This window comes from Streptomyces sp. NPDC006384 (assembly GCF_042870695.1).
GTDB lineage: Bacteria > Actinomycetota > Actinomycetes > Streptomycetales > Streptomycetaceae > Streptomyces.
Genome location: NZ_JBIAHR010000002.1, coordinates 261,883 through 277,566, shown reverse-complemented (window position 1 = coordinate 277,566; position 15,684 = coordinate 261,883). Strand labels below are relative to the sequence as shown.

The 15,684-nt window shown below is 74.3% G+C and carries 16 protein-coding genes; 9 read left to right on the top strand and 7 right to left on the bottom strand.

All coding sequences use genetic code 11. The features are described from left to right. Window positions 1-59 precede the first annotated feature (59 nt). On the bottom strand, window positions 60-545 hold the full coding sequence (locus tag ACFYOJ_RS03320) for a MarR family winged helix-turn-helix transcriptional regulator (RefSeq protein WP_356550546.1): 486 nt from the start codon (window positions 543-545) through the stop codon (window positions 60-62). Between the two features lie 207 nt (window positions 546-752). On the opposite strand from ACFYOJ_RS03320, the gene mshB reads away from it, so the two are divergent. The 3 genes from mshB to ACFYOJ_RS03305 all read left to right on the top strand — a co-directional run bounded on the left by mshB (window position 753) and on the right by ACFYOJ_RS03305 (window position 4,510). After that, the gene (mshB, locus tag ACFYOJ_RS03315) at window positions 753-1,619 is read left to right on the top strand and encodes an N-acetyl-1-D-myo-inositol-2-amino-2-deoxy-alpha-D-glucopyranoside deacetylase (RefSeq protein WP_356550544.1); all 867 of its coding nucleotides are present in this window, start codon (window positions 753-755) and stop codon (window positions 1,617-1,619) included. After that, window positions 1,616-2,053 (top strand): DUF6113 family protein, encoded by a 438-nt coding sequence (locus ACFYOJ_RS03310; RefSeq protein ID WP_356550542.1) that lies wholly within the window; start codon window positions 1,616-1,618, stop codon window positions 2,051-2,053. Before mshB ends, ACFYOJ_RS03310 begins: the two co-directional genes overlap by 4 nt. 156 nt (window positions 2,054-2,209) lie before the next feature. After that, window positions 2,210-4,510 (top strand): hypothetical protein, encoded by a 2,301-nt coding sequence (locus ACFYOJ_RS03305; RefSeq protein ID WP_356550541.1) that lies wholly within the window; start codon window positions 2,210-2,212, stop codon window positions 4,508-4,510. Window positions 4,511-4,699: 189 nt separating this feature from the next. Here ACFYOJ_RS03305 and ACFYOJ_RS03300 read toward each other — a convergent pair whose 3' ends face one another. Together ACFYOJ_RS03300 and ACFYOJ_RS03295 are read right to left on the bottom strand one after the other, a co-directional pair. Beyond that, entirely contained in the window at window positions 4,700-5,560 is an 861-nt protein-coding gene (locus ACFYOJ_RS03300; protein ID WP_356550539.1) for a transglutaminase-like domain-containing protein, read from the bottom strand. Window positions 5,561-5,743: 183 nt separating this feature from the next. Next, window positions 5,744-6,763, bottom strand: coding sequence for a GNAT family N-acetyltransferase (locus ACFYOJ_RS03295; protein ID WP_356550537.1), 1,020 nt, complete (start codon window positions 6,761-6,763; stop codon window positions 5,744-5,746). Window positions 6,764-6,903: 140 nt separating this feature from the next. Here ACFYOJ_RS03295 and fdxA point away from each other — a divergent pair, with 140 nt between their 5' ends. Then, a complete protein-coding gene (gene fdxA, locus ACFYOJ_RS03290) occupies window positions 6,904-7,224 on the top strand; it encodes a ferredoxin (RefSeq protein WP_003973842.1) in 321 nt (106 codons plus the stop codon). A gap of 116 nt (window positions 7,225-7,340) precedes the next feature. Continuing rightward, on the top strand, window positions 7,341-8,435 hold the full coding sequence (locus ACFYOJ_RS03285; RefSeq protein WP_356550535.1) for a bifunctional succinyldiaminopimelate transaminase/glutamate-prephenate aminotransferase: 1,095 nt from the start codon (window positions 7,341-7,343) through the stop codon (window positions 8,433-8,435). Window positions 8,436-8,517: 82 nt separating this feature from the next. Here the strand turns inward: ACFYOJ_RS03285 and ACFYOJ_RS03280 are convergent, their stop codons facing one another. Both ACFYOJ_RS03280 and ACFYOJ_RS03275 read right to left on the bottom strand, forming a co-directional pair. Then, entirely contained in the window at window positions 8,518-8,949 is a 432-nt protein-coding gene (locus tag ACFYOJ_RS03280; RefSeq protein WP_356550533.1) for an ATP-binding protein, read from the bottom strand. A gap of 315 nt (window positions 8,950-9,264) precedes the next feature. Continuing rightward, window positions 9,265-10,275 (bottom strand): heavy metal transporter, encoded by a 1,011-nt coding sequence (locus ACFYOJ_RS03275; protein WP_356550532.1) that lies wholly within the window; start codon window positions 10,273-10,275, stop codon window positions 9,265-9,267. A 93-nt stretch (window positions 10,276-10,368) separates the two neighbouring features. Here ACFYOJ_RS03275 and dapE point away from each other — a divergent pair, with 93 nt between their 5' ends. Both dapE and ACFYOJ_RS03265 read left to right on the top strand, forming a co-directional pair. After that, entirely contained in the window at window positions 10,369-11,448 is a 1,080-nt protein-coding gene (dapE, locus tag ACFYOJ_RS03270) for a succinyl-diaminopimelate desuccinylase (protein ID WP_356550530.1), read from the top strand. 108 nt (window positions 11,449-11,556) lie between these two features. Beyond that, a complete protein-coding gene (locus tag ACFYOJ_RS03265; RefSeq protein WP_356550528.1) occupies window positions 11,557-12,315 on the top strand; it encodes a TIGR00730 family Rossman fold protein in 759 nt (252 codons plus the stop codon). Window positions 12,316-12,483: 168 nt separating this feature from the next. On the opposite strand, the gene folP is transcribed toward ACFYOJ_RS03265, so the two are convergent. Continuing rightward, window positions 12,484-13,344, bottom strand: coding sequence for a dihydropteroate synthase (folP, locus tag ACFYOJ_RS03260; RefSeq protein ID WP_356550526.1), 861 nt, complete (start codon window positions 13,342-13,344; stop codon window positions 12,484-12,486). Window positions 13,345-13,604: 260 nt separating this feature from the next. Here folP and ACFYOJ_RS03255 point away from each other — a divergent pair, with 260 nt between their 5' ends. Together ACFYOJ_RS03255 and ACFYOJ_RS03250 are read left to right on the top strand one after the other, a co-directional pair. Further along, entirely contained in the window at window positions 13,605-13,958 is a 354-nt protein-coding gene (locus ACFYOJ_RS03255) for a DivIVA domain-containing protein (RefSeq protein ID WP_356550524.1), read from the top strand. Next, complete coding sequence (locus ACFYOJ_RS03250) at window positions 13,955-14,539, top strand: DNA-3-methyladenine glycosylase I (RefSeq protein ID WP_356550522.1); 585 nt, start codon at window positions 13,955-13,957, stop codon at window positions 14,537-14,539. The genes ACFYOJ_RS03255 and ACFYOJ_RS03250 overlap by 4 nt, the downstream gene beginning before the upstream one ends. A gap of 41 nt (window positions 14,540-14,580) precedes the next feature. Here the strand turns inward: ACFYOJ_RS03250 and ACFYOJ_RS03245 are convergent, their stop codons facing one another. Next, window positions 14,581-15,384 (bottom strand): enoyl-CoA hydratase-related protein, encoded by an 804-nt coding sequence (locus ACFYOJ_RS03245; protein ID WP_356550520.1) that lies wholly within the window; start codon window positions 15,382-15,384, stop codon window positions 14,581-14,583. Window positions 15,385-15,684 lie beyond the last annotated feature (300 nt).

The following is a 15,684-nucleotide window of genomic DNA, read 5'->3' as shown; positions in this document are numbered from 1 at the left end:
AGTCGGGCGACAGGAGAGACCGTAGCAGATTGTTCCGTTGCAGACTATCTTTGTCGGGCCTACTTCGGCTGGCGTGCCCGGCGGGCCGTGCGCGGGGCTTCGGCGGGGGTCGCCAGGCCGTCCTCGGCCAGGCGGCCGAGGATCCGCAGGAGGGCTTCCGCGTCCCCTTCGGGGAGCGTGGCCAGGGCTTCGCGGTGGACACGGTCGACGATCTCCTGGCTCCGGCCGGCGACGCGGGCGCCCTCCTCGGTGACGGCGATGATCCGGGCCCGCCGGTCGGTGCGGGAGGGGCGGCGCTCGGCCAGGCCCGCCTTCTCCAGGGCGTCCACCGTCACCACCATCGTGGTCTTGTCCATGTCGCCGATCTCGGCGAGCTGGATCTGGGTGCGCTCCTCCTCCAGGGCGTGCACGAGCACGCAGTGCATGCGGGTGGTCAGGCCGATCTCGGCGAGGGCGGCGGCCATCCTGCTCCGCAGGACATGGCTGGTGTGGTCGAGGAGGAACGACAGGTCCGGCGCGGTGCGCGAGGGGGTCATGGCTGTCATGTCCGCCAGCGTAGGGCAAGTCGATCCGTGACGGATTATCCCGTGGAGACCTTGATGGGGCTGCGGAGCGGCCCTGCGCGGGGCGGACGCCGTCCGGGAGAGGCCCACGCCCTCCGGCACCGGAACGGGCCGGGTCCCGGCCCCGGCGGCGACACGGAGGGTCTCCCGCGTGACAGGGGCGAGCGCGCGGCCTCATAGGGTGGACCCATGACGGAACTGCCCTCCCGGCGTCTGCTGCTGGTGCACGCGCACCCGGACGACGAGTCGATCAACAACGGCGCCACCATGGCCAGGTACGCGGCCGAGGGCGCCCATGTGACGCTGGTGACCTGCACCCTCGGCGAGCGGGGCGAGGTCATCCCGCCCGGACTCGCCCACCTGACCGGCCCCGCCCTGGGCGGGCACCGCAGGGGCGAGCTGGCGGAGGCGATGCGCGCACTCGGCGTGACGGACTTCCGGCTGCTCGGCGGCCCCGGCAGGTACGCCGACTCAGGGATGATGGGCCTCGCCGACAACGACGACCCCGGCTGCCTCTGGCAGGCCGACGTGGACCGGGCCGCCGCCCTCCTCGTCGAGGTGATCCGCGAGGTGCGCCCCCAGGTCCTCGTCACCTACGACCCCGACGGCGGCTACGGCCACCCCGACCACATCCAGGCCCACCGCATCGCCATGCGCGCCGTCGAGCTCGCGGACGAGGCGGGCTGCCCCGTCGCCAAGGTCTACTGGAACCGCGTGCCGCGCACCGTCGCCGAGGACGCCTTCGCCCGGCTCCGCGCCGAGCTGCCCGGCCTGGCGTTCGAGAAGGCGGCCGGCGTCGAGGACGTGCCGGGGATCGTGGACGACGAGCGGATCACCACCGAGATCCGCGCCGAGGGCACCCCGTACGCCGCCGCCAAGGCCGCCGCGATGCGCGCCCACGCCACCCAGATCGAGGTGGCCGAGCCGTACTTCGCGCTCTCCAACGAGCTGGCGCAGCCCCTGTTCACCACCGAGTACTACGAACTGGTGCGCGGCGAGCGGAGCGGCGACGGACGCGAGAGCGATCTCTTCGCCGGGATCGGGGAGGCGCCGTGACCGACCGCGCCGCGGGCACCGGCGGCACCGGTGGCACCTCCCTGCTCGCCCAGCCGCTGCGCCCGCCCTCCGCCGGGCGGGCCGCCCTCTACCTGGGGCTCTTCGTCCTCGGCGCGGTCGTCGGCGTCGCCGGGGCGCTCGTCCAGCCGGCCTGGTTCCCCGGCGGACTGCTCCTCGCGCTGGCCGCAGAGGCGGGGCTGTGCCTGGGCGCCGGACGGGCCGCGGGCCGCCGCGGCGGGGCCGTCGCTCCCGCCGTCGGCTGGGCGGTCGCCGTGCTGCTGCTCACCGCCAGCCGGCCGGAGGGGGACTTCGTCTTCGCGGCGGGCACCGGTTCCTATCTCTTCCTGCTCGGCGGCATCGGCGTGGCTGTGATCTGTGCCACCCTCGGGCCGGTGCGGCAACCGGACGGCGGCCCCGTCCGACTTGGGAAGTGACGTCCCACTTCGCCATAGCACGGACGTGCGGGTCCGGTGCGGGTTTCCCCTGCGGTCGTGGAATGCGCGCGAGAAGTGGCCAGTATGGTGGTGCGCGCCGCCGAGCCGCCCGTTTTCTGGTGTGCCGGGCGGCGGAGCCAACCGGGAGAACCTGCCTTGAGTCGTGAAACTGACAGTCCGTCCTCCGGGCCCCACGGGCGCGGTGGAGCCGCGTATCCGTCGGGCACCCCGCCCTACGGGACCCCCGTGGCTTCCGGCGCCGGTGCGGACGCGGACCGTTCGGCCGCGCGGCCGGAGGAGCGCAAGACCGAGACGACGCTGACGACCCGGATCCGGATCAACATCCCCGGATCGCGGCCCATCCCGCCGGTCGTCGTGCGCAAGACCGTCGCGGACGGCGAGAGCGACGCCGCCGCCCCGGAGGCGGCCGAGCACCCCGCCCCGGACGCGACCGCCTCCACGGACACCGCCGAGGCCCCCGCCGTGTCCGCCGGCCCGGCCGAGGAGAAGCCGACCAGCGACTGGTTCGCGCCCCGCAAGCCGGCGTCGGGCAAGGGCGGTCAGGGCAGTGGTTCCACCAACGGCGCGGGTCTGCCGACCGGTTCGGGAGCGGCGGCCGGCGGCTCGGGCACGCCCGGTGCCGGTCCGGCGGGTCCGGGCGCGGGTCCGGCCCGGGGAGCGGCACCGTCCGGTGCCGGTGCGGCCGGCGGGGCGCGGCCGGGCGGCGGAAGCGGCCGGCCCAGTGGCGTGGCCGGTGCCATGAACGCCCTGGGAGGTTCCCGGCCCGGCTCCGCCAAAGGCGCCGGCCTGCCCGGCGCGACCGGCGGCCCCGTGGCGCCCGGACACGGCGGCGGCACCGGTTCCTTCGACGTCACCGAGGCACTGGCGGCGGGCCCGCTGGGCGGCAGCGGCAAGCGCCCGGGCGCCGACGGCACCGCCGAGCAGGGCCGCGACGGCCTGCCGTACGCCCCGGACCACGGGCACGGCGCGACCGCGGACGAGCGCGACGGCCACGCCGGGCACCCCGACCTGAGCGGCCGGGCCGCCCACGGCGTTCCCCGGGCGCCCGCCGGACCGACGACCGGACCGGTCACCGGCGACGGCCCCCCGGTGCCGTCCTCCGGCGGACCGGCCACCGCCGGACGGCCCGGCGGCCCCGGCACGCCCGGCGGACAGCGCGGCCCCGTACCCGCCGCCCCGCGCGAATCCGGCGGCCCCGGCGGCCTCACCGGCCCGCACACCCCCGGCACCGACACCGCACGGCTCGGCCCCGGTGGCGGGATGAGCGACGACACCGCGATCCTCACCCCGCAGAAGCCGGCCCCACGGCCGCCCGGCGGCACCCCCCGCCGCGGCACCCCGGACAACGTCTCCGGGAACACCGTCACCAGCGGCATCCCCGTCGTGCCCGGCGACCGCGGCACGCCCCCCGGCGGACCGCGCCCCCACACGCCCCCGAAGGCGCCCGCCCCCGCCCCCGCGCCTCCGGCGGGCTCCGCCGGGCCGGCGAAGAAGAAGGGGCGCGGGAAGCTCCCCCTGGTCGTCGGCGGTCTGATCGTCGTCGCCGGCGGCGCCTACGGTGCCGGCCTGCTGATGAACCACTCCGACGTGCCCAAGGGCACCACCGTGCTCGGCGTCGACATCGGCGGCGGCACCCGCGACGACGCCGTCGAGAAGCTGGACGACGCCCTCGGCGCCCGCGCGGGCGAACCGCTCAAGCTCTCGGTGGACGGCGAGACCGTCTCCCTCAGGCCGGACCAGGCGGGACTGCAGCTCGACACGCAGGCCACGGCCAGCGCGGCGGCGACGAGCGACTACAACCCGGTCTCCGTGATCGGCTCCCTCTTCGGACAGCACCGCGTCGTCGACCCGGTGATGCCCGTCGACGAGGAGAAGCTGCACGCCGCCCTGCGGAGCGCGGCCAAAGGCGCCGGCTCGGTGACCGAGGGCACGATCAGGTTCGAGTCCGGCAAGGCCGTCCCGGTGTACGGCAAGCCGGGCAAGGGCATCGACGTCGCCAGGTCGACCGAGGCGGTGCGGAAGGCGTACCGCACCCAGGTGGAGACCGGAACCGCCGCTCCGGTGAACGTCCCGACCACCACCCGGCAGCCGACGGTGTCCGATGCCGAGGTCGACCGGATGATGAAGGAGTTCGCCGAACCGGCCATGTCGGGCAAGGTGACCGTGCAGACCGACCCGGCGCACTCGGTCCCGATGAGCCCGGAGAAGTCGCTGTGGAAGTTCCTGCGCGTGACGGCCGTGAACGGCAAGCTCGTCGACAAGCCCGACCTGAAGGCCCTGGAGGACCTGTACGGCCAGGCCTTCGACGGAGTCCTCATCACCCGTGCCAGCGGTGAGAAGACCGCCGTCACCCCCCAGGACGTCTACGGCGCTCTCCGCCAGGCGCTGATGAGCCGGACGGACCGGGTCGCGGTCATCGAGACCGACCCCAGCTGACCCGTACGCCCGAAGGGGCGCCCGGCACACCGGGCGCCCCTTCGCCGTGGGGAACCGGAAGGCCACGCTGAAGGCGTGAGCGGCGTCGGCATCGGGCAACGCCCGAAGAACCGCAGGCGGAAGACCGTCAAGTCGCCGTGGCCGGCATCCGGTCGGCCCGCCCGAGCGCCCCCGTCGCCGACCCGGCGTTCAGTTGAGCAGCGCCCGGGCCGCCCGCGCCTCCCCCCGCACCCGCTCCGCCGCCCCCTCGTCCACCGCACCGACCACCTCGGCGTACGCCTCCAGCTCCGCCGCCCCCGCCGTGAACTCCCCCCGCTGCACCAGCAGCTGCGCCCGCTCGTACCGCAGCCGTGCCGCGTGCGACGGCAGCAGCAGCGCCAGGTCGATCGCCCACAGGCCCACGTCCGTCCGCTCCGGGCGGGCCGCCGCCCACACCCGGATGTTGTTCAGGATCCGCGTCACCACGTCCAGCGGCGCCGCGGGCTCCAGCATCGACGGGTGCAGGGGCGCACCGGTCGCCCCGGCGACCAGCATCTCGGCGTCGTTCCCGCCGAGTACCCGGCCCCCGTCGAACGGATCGGCCAGCACTCGCTCCTCCTCCGGCCCGAAGCCGACCACGAAGTGCCCCGGCAGTCCGACCCCGTACACCGGGGCCCCCGCCCGCCGGGCCACCTCCAGCCAGACCACCGAGAGCAGGATCGGCAGCCCGCGCCGCCGCCGCAGCACCTCGTGCAGCAGGGACGACTCCAGGCGCTGGTAGTCCGCAGCGGCCCCCTCGAAGCCGTACCGCCCGCCGAGCAGGTCCCGCAGCGCGTCTGCCCAGGCCCGTGGCGTACCGGGCCGGAACGGCAGCTGTCCGGCCAGCCGGTCGAGCTCCATCTGCGCGGCGTCCAGGCCGGCCTCGTCCAGCGCCCCGTCCGCCTCGGCACCGACCAGGAGGCACAGCAGCGACAGGTCGGGCCGTTCGGACCGTGCCTCTTCGGCGAATCTCCGCCGGATCTCGGCGGAACGGTCGGGCGGCGGGGGATGGGGGAGGTGACGGTGACGCATGGCGGACAGGTGCCCTCTCACGGCGATCGGCGAACGAAGACCGGCGGACGAAAAACCGGCGGACGGAAAACCGGCGGACGGAAAACCGGCGGACGGAAAACCGGCGGACGGACCGGGCGGACGGAAACCCGGCGAGCGGAAACCCCGGCGGACGTGCGGACGCGGTGCCCCGCCGCCCGGCGGTCAGTCCCGTCCCGCCCCGCCGGCGTCCCCGGTCTGCGGCGCACGGTAGTGGTGGTACGCATGGTGCACCGCGAACCCCATCCCGGCGTACAGCGTCCGCGCCCCCGCGTTGTCCGTCTCGACCTGCAGGCACGCCGCCGACGCGCCCTCGTCGAGCGCCCGCCGGGCCAGCGCGGCCATGACGGCGGTTGCCAGCCCCCGCCGCCGCCGCGCCGGATCGACCTCGACGGCCGCGAAGGAGGCCCACCGCCCGTCCACGACACACCGCCCGATCGCGGCCGGCACCTCCCCGCCGGGCACCGACGCGAACCACACCGACGCCCCGCCGTGGAGCACCCGCAGCGCCACGTCGCTCACGCCCCTGCGCTGATACCGCGCCAGCCACGCCCCGTCGGCCTCCCGGGACAGCTCGACCCCGGCCCCCTCGGCCCGGTCGGCGACCGGCGCCAGTCCACCGGTCCACACCTCGGCCGTCACCTCCCGTTCCCAGCCCCGCCGCTCCAGCTCCGCGCACAGCTGCTCCTGCGTGCCCTCGGCCCCGGTGGCGGTCTGGACGTACGCGGGCAGCCCGCGCTCGCCGTACCAGCGGCGCACGGCGCTCAGCGTGTCGTCGAGCGGCATCCCCGGACCGCCCAGCGGCAGCACGGAGTTGGCCCGCCGTGTGAACCCGGCGGCGGCCCGCAGCTCCCATGCGCCGAGCCACTCGCTCTCCACCGGCGGCCAGGCCCGCGCGAGAACCCGCGCCAGCTCCTCGTACGACGCGGCGGGGCCACGCCGGCGCGCCGGGGCCGACGGTACGACCTTGCCCGCGACCAGCGCGGATTCCGCGATCCGCACCGACTCGCCGCTCCTGCGTGTGATCACCAGCACACCGTTGTCCCACGATGCGAGAACGCCGACCGCGTCGGTGAACCTCCCGCTCGTGGCGCCAGGTCCGAGCAAGTGGCGTACGGAGACTCGTTTGCCCACGTCAGCAGGGGTGATGCGGACCTCGAGACGGCCGGCGGCAGAGATTTCCACGGGTCGGTACACCCCTCCTGTTCGGATCATGCCCAAGAACGGAGATACTAGGGGCGGGCATCGACGACGCCGCGCTCCCGCGCGCCAGGCGGCGGAGCCTGAGGAGGCCCGCCAGCGCCCTATCGAGGAGGAACGACAGCGTGACCTACGTCATCGCGCAGCCTTGTGTCGACGTGAAGGACAAGGCGTGCATCGAGGAGTGCCCGGTCGACTGCATCTACGAGGGCCAGCGGTCCTTGTACATCCACCCGGACGAATGCGTCGACTGTGGTGCCTGTGAGCCGGTCTGCCCGGTCGAGGCGATCTTCTACGAGGACGACACTCCCGAGGAGTGGAAGGACTACTACAAGGCGAACGTCGAGTTCTTCGACGAGCTCGGTTCGCCCGGCGGCGCCAGCAAGCTGGGTCTGATCGAGCGCGACCACCCCTTCGTCGCCGCGCTGCCGCCGCAGAACCAGTAAGAGCGGCCCGCACGCGCGCCGCCTCGGTCCCGTACGGCCCGGTCACCCCGACCGGCGCCGTACGGGACCGAGGCGTTTGCCGTACCGGGCGCCCACGACGAAAGTGAGCCAGTAACGTGTCCGCAGTCTCCGACAGGCTTCCCACCTTCCCCTGGGACAAGCTGGAGCCGTACAAGAAGACGGCCGCCGCGCACCCCGACGGCATCGTCGACCTCTCCGTCGGCACCCCGGTCGACCCGGTCCCCGAACCGATCCAGAAGGCTCTGGTCGACGCGGCGGACTCCCCGGGCTATCCGACCGTCTGGGGCACCCCGGCACTGCGCGACGCGATCACCGGCTGGGTCGGGCGCCGCCTCGGCGCCCGCGACGTCACCCACCGCCACGTCCTGCCGATCGTCGGCTCCAAGGAACTCGTCGCCTGGCTCCCCACCCAGCTGGGCCTCGGCCCCGGCGACCGGGTGGCCTTCCCGCGCCTGGCCTACCCGACGTACGAGGTCGGCGCGCGCCTGGCCCGCGCGGAGTACGAGGCCTACGACGACCCCACGGACCTGGACCCGGCGGGCCTGAAGCTGCTGTGGCTCAACTCCCCGTCGAACCCGACCGGCAAGGTGCTGTCCCGGGCCGACCTGACCCGGATCGTCGCCTGGGCCCGCGAGCACGGTGTCCTGGTCGTCTCCGACGAGTGCTACCTGGAGCTGGGCTGGGAGGCCGACCCGGTCTCGGTCCTGCACCCGGACGTCAACGGCGGCTCCTACGACGGCCTGGTCGCCGTGCACTCCCTCTCCAAGCGGTCCAACCTCGCGGGCTACCGCGCGGCCTTCCTGGCCGGTGACCCGGCCGTGCTCGGCCCGCTCCTGGAGATCCGCAAGCACGGCGGCATGATGACCTCGGCCCCCACACAGGCGGCCGTGGTGGCGGCCCTCGGCGACGACGAGCACGTCCGCGTCCAGCGCGAGCGTTACGCGGCCCGCCGTACCGCCCTGCGGGAGGCGCTGCTCGGCCACGGCTTCCGCATCGAGCACAGCGAGGCCAGCCTCTACCTGTGGGCCACCCGCGACGAGTCCTGCTGGGACACGGTCGCCCACCTGGCCGAACGTGGCATCCTCGTCGCCCCCGGCGACTTCTACGGCCCCGCCGGCGAGCGCTTCGTCCGGGTCGCCTTCACGGCGACGGACGAACGCGTGGCGGCGGCGGTGGCCCGCCTGGCCTGACACCGCCGCCTCGCCGCTCCGCCGCATGACGGCGGGGCCCGGGAGAACCCGGGCCCCGCCGTCGTACGGCCGCTGCCGGCCGTCAGCCGAGCGGCAGGCCCTGGACCGGCAGCCCGCCCTTGCCCAGGGCGTCCGTCGGCAGACCGCCCTCCGTGGCGGTCGCCGCCGTGTCGCCGATGATGTCCCCGGCGGAGCCCGCCGCGTCACCGGCGGCCTTCTGCGCCACCGGCGTGGTCTTCTTGACGACCGAGCCACCGGTCCGGCCCGCGGCGGGCACGGCCTTCTCGACGGCCTTGCCGCCGGTCTCGCCCGCGGTCTCGGTGACGTTCCGGGCGGCGCTGTCGACGGTGTTGGCGACGTTCGCCCCGTCCAGCGCGGTCAGCCCGCCGAGGTCCGGGGCGGCGGGCAGCTGGGGAGCCGCACCGGCGGAGCCGGCCGCACCGACCCCGGCGGCCGCTCCCGCAGCGACGAGCAGCGCGGCACGGGCGATCCGGCGGGTCAGGGGGAGGGACATGATGCTCCTTCGACGGAAGTCAACGATGAGGATTTCCGTCCGTGTTCCGGCGGATGTAGGCCGGACACGGACGCAGTGACTACCGCTCGAAGGCCACGAAGGTTGCGGCGCCCCCAGGTAAAGAATTGGCAATGCGTCGCATTATCTGCTGCACGGAAAAGCGGGCGAACGGGCCCCGGCCGGAGAGCCTGCCGAATCCTTACAGCACCTTGTTCTCCAGGGCTTCCGCCGTTTCGGGGAGGGCGACGCGGCACCCCGCGACCTGCCGGTTCCGCGCCCGCGGAACTCCCTCCCGCGGGGGACGGTTCGTACGTACTACCGTGCGGACGTGATCCGGACCGTTCCCGTCGAGCGTTCCGCCCCGTGGGTGCCGCTGTCGCTCGCCGCGGTCCACGAGCTGTCGGTGTGTCCGGCGGTCCACTGCAGGCCGGCGTAGGTGACCCGCTCGATGTGCAGGGCCGACGCGTTGGCCACCGCCCAGTGCGCCAGCTGCCAGCCGCGCCGCTCCGGGGCGCCGCCCGTGCCCGGACCGCTTCCCCCGCCCACCGGCAGCGTCACGGTCCGCCCGCCGGAACCGCCGGAACCGTCCGGTCCCTCGGCGCCGTCCGCGGGGCTCGCGGACGGCGCGGGGCCGGACTTCGCCGACGTGCCCGCCTCCGCGCCGGCCGGCTGGAGCACATCGCGCCCGAAGTCCCGCACGAGCGCCGCGCGCACCGCGTCCGGCCCCTTGGTCCGCGCGGTGCCGGGGCGCCCGTCGCAGGTCAGCGTCGCCGCCGACCGTCCGGTCAGGGCCGCGGCCAGCAGCGCGGCGTCCGGCTCGTGCTTGGCGTAGGCGTCGGGGAAGGCGCTGCGCTGCACGCGCTGCGCGGCGTCGGTCAGGGGGAGGCGCGTGTAGCCGGGCACCTCGACCAGGTGGTCGTAGAACCTGCCCGCGGAGTACGACGGGTCCATGATCTCCTCGACCGTGCCCCAGCCCTGCGAGGGCCGCTGTTGGAAGAGGCCGACCGAGTCGCGGTCGCCGTAGTCGATGTTGCGCAGCGAGGACTCCTGCAACGCGGTGGCCAGCGCGATCGTCACCGCCCGGTCGGGCAGGCCGCGCGCGGTGCCCACGGCGGTGATCGTCGCCGCGTTCACCGCCTGCTCCGGCGTCAGCTCGTAGGTCTTGTCCTCGTCCTCGCTCGACACGACCCTGCACCCCGGCGCACCGGTGCCCCCGGTGACGTACTGGACGGCGAGGTAGCCGGCGACCGCGAGCAGGACCACGAGGGCCGCCCCGGCGCGCAGGAGGCGGCCGCGGCGTTTGCGGGTGGAAGACGGCTCAAGCACGCCTACAAGGTACTGGAGGGTAGGACTTCGGTGGCGCCGGGTGCGGGGGCCGAGGACGGCCCGCCCGCGGACCCGGCGGGTAGGGTCGACGGCATGGCCGATACCCCGCTTGACCTCACGCTGGACGCCGCGGAGCTCACCGCGCGGCTCGTCGACATCCCCTCCGAGAGCGGCACCGAGAAGCCGCTGGCGGACGCGATCGAGAGCGCCCTGCGCGCCCTGCCGCACCTGAGGGTCGACCGCTACGGCAACAACGTCGTGGCCCGCACGAGCCTGGGCCGGGCGGAACGCGTGATCCTGGCCGGCCACATCGACACCGTCCCGATCGCCGGCAACGTCCCCTCCCGGCTGGACGAGGACGGCGTGCTGTGGGGCTGCGGCACCTGCGACATGAAGGCGGGCGTCGCCGTGCAGCTGCGCATCGCCGCCACCGTCCCGGCCCCCAATCGCGACCTGACCTTCGTCTTCTACGACAACGAGGAGGTCGCCGCCGAGCTGAACGGGCTGAAGCACGTCGCCGAGGCACACCCCGAGTGGCTGGAGGGAGACTTCGCGGTGCTCCTCGAACCCTCCGACGGCCAGGTGGAGGGCGGCTGCCAGGGCACACTCCGGGTGCTGCTGAGGACGACGGGGGAGCGCGCGCACTCGGCCCGCTCCTGGATGGGCTCCAACGCCGTCCACGCCGCCGCCCCGGTCCTCGCCCGCCTCGCGGAGTACCAGCCCCGCCACCCGGTGATCGACGGCCTGGAGTACCGCGAGGGCCTGAACGCGGTCGGCATCACGGGCGGCGTCGCGGGCAACGTCATCCCCGACGAGTGCGTGGTCACCGTCAACTTCCGCTACGCCCCCGACCGCAGCCCCGAGGAGGCCCTCGCCCACGTCCGCGAGGTCTTCGCGGACTGCGGGGTGGCGGAGTTCGTGGTCGACGACCACAGCGGCGCGGCCCTGCCGGGCCTGTCCCACCCCGCCGCGGCGGCCTTCATCGAGGCGGTCGGCGGCATCCCGCAGCCCAAGTACGGCTGGACGGACGTCTCGCGCTTCTCCGCGCTCGGCGTCCCGGCGGTCAACTACGGCCCGGGCAACCCGCACTTGGCGCACAAGCGGGACGAGCGGGTGGAGACGGCGAAGATCCTCGCGGGGGAGGAGCGGCTGCGCTCCTGGCTGACGGCATGATCCGAACCGGGTTTACGCCGCTGTGTGCCGGACATGCTGAGGTCCCCCGCACGTAACCCGCACGGATCTACGCTGAGGTGGAATCACCCGCAGACGGAGGGAGCGCACATGGCCACTGGCAACCCCGAGGGCAGGAAGCGGCCACCGGAGGAGCAGCGCCTGGGCCCGGTCCTCCGGCGGCGGGGCCAGGTCCAGGAGAGCACCACCGACCAGCGCCTGCTGGACGAGCGTGCCCCGACCGACTGGGTCCACACCGACCCCTGGCGCGTCCTGCGCATCCAGTCGGAGTTCATCGAGGGCTTCGGCACGCTCGCCGAGCTGCCGCCCGCGATCAGCGTCTTCGGCTCCGCCCGCACCCCGGCCGACTCCCCGGAGTACGACGCCGGCGTCCGGCTGGGCCGCGGCCTGGTGGAGGCGGGCTTCGCGGTCATCACCGGCGGCGGGCCGGGGGCGATGGAGGCGGCCAACAAGGGTGCGCTGGAGGCCAAGGGCATCTCCGTCGGCCTCGGCATCGAGCTGCCCTTCGAGCAGGGGCTCAACCCGTACGTCGACATCGGCCTGAACTTCCGCTACTTCTTCGTCCGCAAGATGATGTTCGTGAAGTACGCCCAGGGCTTCGTGGTCCTGCCCGGCGGTCTCGGCACCCTCGACGAGCTCTTCGAGGCCCTCACCCTGGTGCAGACCCAGAAGGTCACGCGCTTCCCGATCGTCCTGTTCGGCTCCGAGTACTGGGGCGGACTCGTCGACTGGCTCCGGGGCACCCTGGTCGCCCAGGGCAAGGCCTCCGAGAAGGACCTGCTCCTGTTCCACGTCACGGACGACGTCGACGAGGCGGTCGCCCTGGTCTCCAAGGAAGCGGGCCGCTAGCCCGGACACCCCGACCCGGCAGGGGCGCGGGGGACGAGGTCCCCGCCGGGGGCCAGGGGCGGAGCTCCCCGGCGGGGCCGAAGGGGCGGAGCCCCTGGGGACGGGAACGGGCAGGGGCGGCGGGGGCGAAACACCCCACGCCCCCGCGCCCCACACCAACCCCGCCCCCTACGCCAACCCCCGCCGAGCCACCGCAGGCGCCCGGTGCCCGGCGATCGCCGCCACCATGTCCAGCACCTGCCGCGTCTCCGCCACCTCGTGCACCCGGTACACCCGCGCCCCCAGCCACGCCGACACCGCCGTCGTCGCCAGCGTCCCCAGCACCCGCTCCTTCACCGGCCGGTCCAGCGTCTCCCCGACGAAGTCCTTGTTGGACAGGGACACCAGCACCGGCCACCCCGTCTCCACCATCTCCCCGAGCCGCCGCGTCGCCTCCAGGCTGTGCCGCGTGTTCTTCCCGAAGTCGTGCCCGGGGTCGATCAGCACCGACTCCCGCGGCACCCCCAGCGCCACCGCCCGCTCGGCCAGCCCCACCGTCACGTCGAGGATGTCGGCCATGACGTCGTCGTACGCCACCCGGTGCGGCCGCGTCCGCGGCTCGGCGCCCCCGGCGTGCGTGCACACCAGCCCCACCCCGTACCGCCCCGCGACCTGAGCGAGCTTCGGGTCGACGCCGCCCCACGCGTCGTTCAGCAGATCCGCCCCCGCCTCGCACACGGCCTCGCCGACCTCGTGCCGCCAGGTGTCCACGCTGATCACGACGTCCGGGAACCGGCGCCGGACCTCCGCGACGAAACCCACGGTCCGCCGCGCCTCCTCCTCGGCCGACACCTCGTCACCGGGCCCCGCCTTCACCCCGCCGATGTCGATGATCGCGGCCCCCTCGGCCACGGCCTGCTCCACGCGCGCGAGCGCCGGCTCGTCGCGGAAGGTGGCGCCCCGGTCGTAGAAGGAGTCCGGGGTCCGGTTCACGATCGCCATGATCACCGGCTCGTGCGGTGCGAACTCGCGCCTGCCCAGCCTGAGCATCCCCTGTGACCTCTCCTCGCCCATACCGTCCCGTCCCTCATGTCCGCTCCGGGACCGACGTCCCGCTCTTCGGTGACCGCCGGTGTCCGCCGGTGCCCTTCGGCCGCCTGCGGCCCCGGCTGTCAGACTCGCATGGCACGATCGGACCCGACACAACCGACTCCGATCCAACCAGCCGACGCGATCCGCCGGACGACCCACCGGGCGAACCGGAGGGACCGGGAGATCGCGGCGCTCGTTCCGGCCATGGGGGCCCAGCGATGGTCATGTTCCTCTTCCTCGTCGTCGCGCTCGCCGTCGTGGTCGCCGCGGTGACGCTCGCCGTGGTGAGCGGCGGCGACAGCGGACCGCTGCCCGAGGCCGCTCCCGACCGGCTGCGGGACTCGCTGCCCCCGGACCGTCCGGTGGCCCGCGCGGACGTGGAGCGGCTCCGCTTCCCCCTCGTCCTGCGCGGCTACCGCATGGCGGACGTCGACGACGCCCTCGGCCGGCTCGGCGCCGAGCTCTCCGAACGCGACGCCCGCATCGCCGGCCTGGAGTCCGAGCTGGCGGCCGCCCGCGCGGCGGCCCGCCCCGTCTCCGTGGAGAAGCCCGCCGAGGAGGAGCAGCGGTGAGCGCCGGCGAGGCCGTCACCGGCCCGGACGGCGCCCCGCGCTGCCCCTGGGCCCTGTCCGCCACGGACTACGTGACCTACCACGACGAGGAGTGGGGCCGCCCGGTCCACGGCGACGACGCTCTGTTCGAGCGGCTCAGCCTGGAGGCCTTCCAGTCCGGGCTGTCCTGGATCACCGTCCTGCGCCGCCGCCCCGGCTTCCGCGCCGCTTTCGCCGGCTTCAGGATCGCCGAGGTGGCGGCCTTCACCGACGAGGACCGCGACCGCCTGCTCGCCGACACCGGCATCATCCGCAACCGCGCCAAGATCGACGCGACCCTGTCCAACGCCCGTGTCCTGGCCGGATGGAGCCCGGGCGAGCTGGACGAGCTGATCTGGTCCCACGCCCCCGACCCGGACGGCCGCCCGGTGCCGAAGACCCTCGCCGACGTCCCGGCCGTCACACCGGAGTCCACGGCACTGTCCAAGGCCCTGAAGAAACGCGGCCTGCGCTTCGTCGGCCCGACGACGGCGTACGCGCTGATGCAGGCCTGCGGACTCGTCGACGACCACCTGGCGGCGTGCGTGGCCCGGCGGACGTGAGCGGGCGGGCGGGGGACGGCCGTACCCCGCCCGCACCGGACTCAGCGCCCCAGGTACTTCGGCTTCTCCTTGGCGACGAAGGCCCGCACCGCGATCCCGTGGTCCTGCGACGCGCCCGCCCGTGCCTGCAGCTCGTCCTCCTTCTCCAGCGTCTCGGCGAGCGAGTGCGTCAGCCCGTACGCCATCGCCTCCTTCAGCGCCGCGTACGCCACCGTCGGCCCCTCGGCCAGCGCCCGCGCCGTCCGCTCGGCCTCCTCGCGCAGATCGGTGGCCGGCACGACCCGGCCGGCGATGCCGAGGTCGTACGCCTCCTGCGCGCCGATGCTGCGCGGGAACAGCAGCAGGTCGGCGGCGCGCCCGGGACCGACGACGCGCGGCAGCGTCCAGGAGACGCCCGAGTCGGCGGTCAGCGCGACGCCCGCGAACGACGTGTTGAAGGCCGCCGTCTCCGCGACGATCCGGTAGTCCGCGGCGAGTGCGAAACCGAGACCGGCCCCGGCCGCCACCCCGTTCACGGCGGCGACCACCGGCTTGGGCGCCTCGGCCAGCGCCCGCACGATCGGGTTGTAGTGCTCGCGGACCGTGCTCATGGTCCGGCCCTCGCCCGTCTCCCGGTCGGAGGCCAGCAGTCCGACGTGCTCCTTGAGGTCCTGGCCGACGCAGAACGCCCGCTCCCCGGCCGCCGTCAGCAGCACCGCCCGTACGGCGTCGTCCGCCGCGGCGGCCCGCACCACGTCCCGGAGCGCGACCTTCGTCTCGATGTCCAGCGCGTTCATCGCCTCGGGGCGGTTCAGCGTGATCGTCGCGAGTCCGTCGCTCACGTCGTAGAGCACGGTGTCGGCCATGGAAGTCCCCTCAGCGTCGCGGCTTGTGTCTGCAGGACAGCATGACGGAGATCACCGGGGACGGACTGTTCCGGGGATGTGACCTGCGTCAAAGAAAAACGGTCCGTATTCGTTCGGAAGGAGTGGGGCGGGGCGCGCAGTATCGCAGTCACATCGCCGAATTGAGTGGTTTTGCTCGCGTGCGTTGCCCAAGCGATGCCGACCGATGTTGGTCATCGGGTGCTGTGATGCGGGATAATGGCTGGGAAGCAATGTGTTCGATGCCGGTGTCGCGCGTCCTGCGCCGGACTGCGCGTGCCC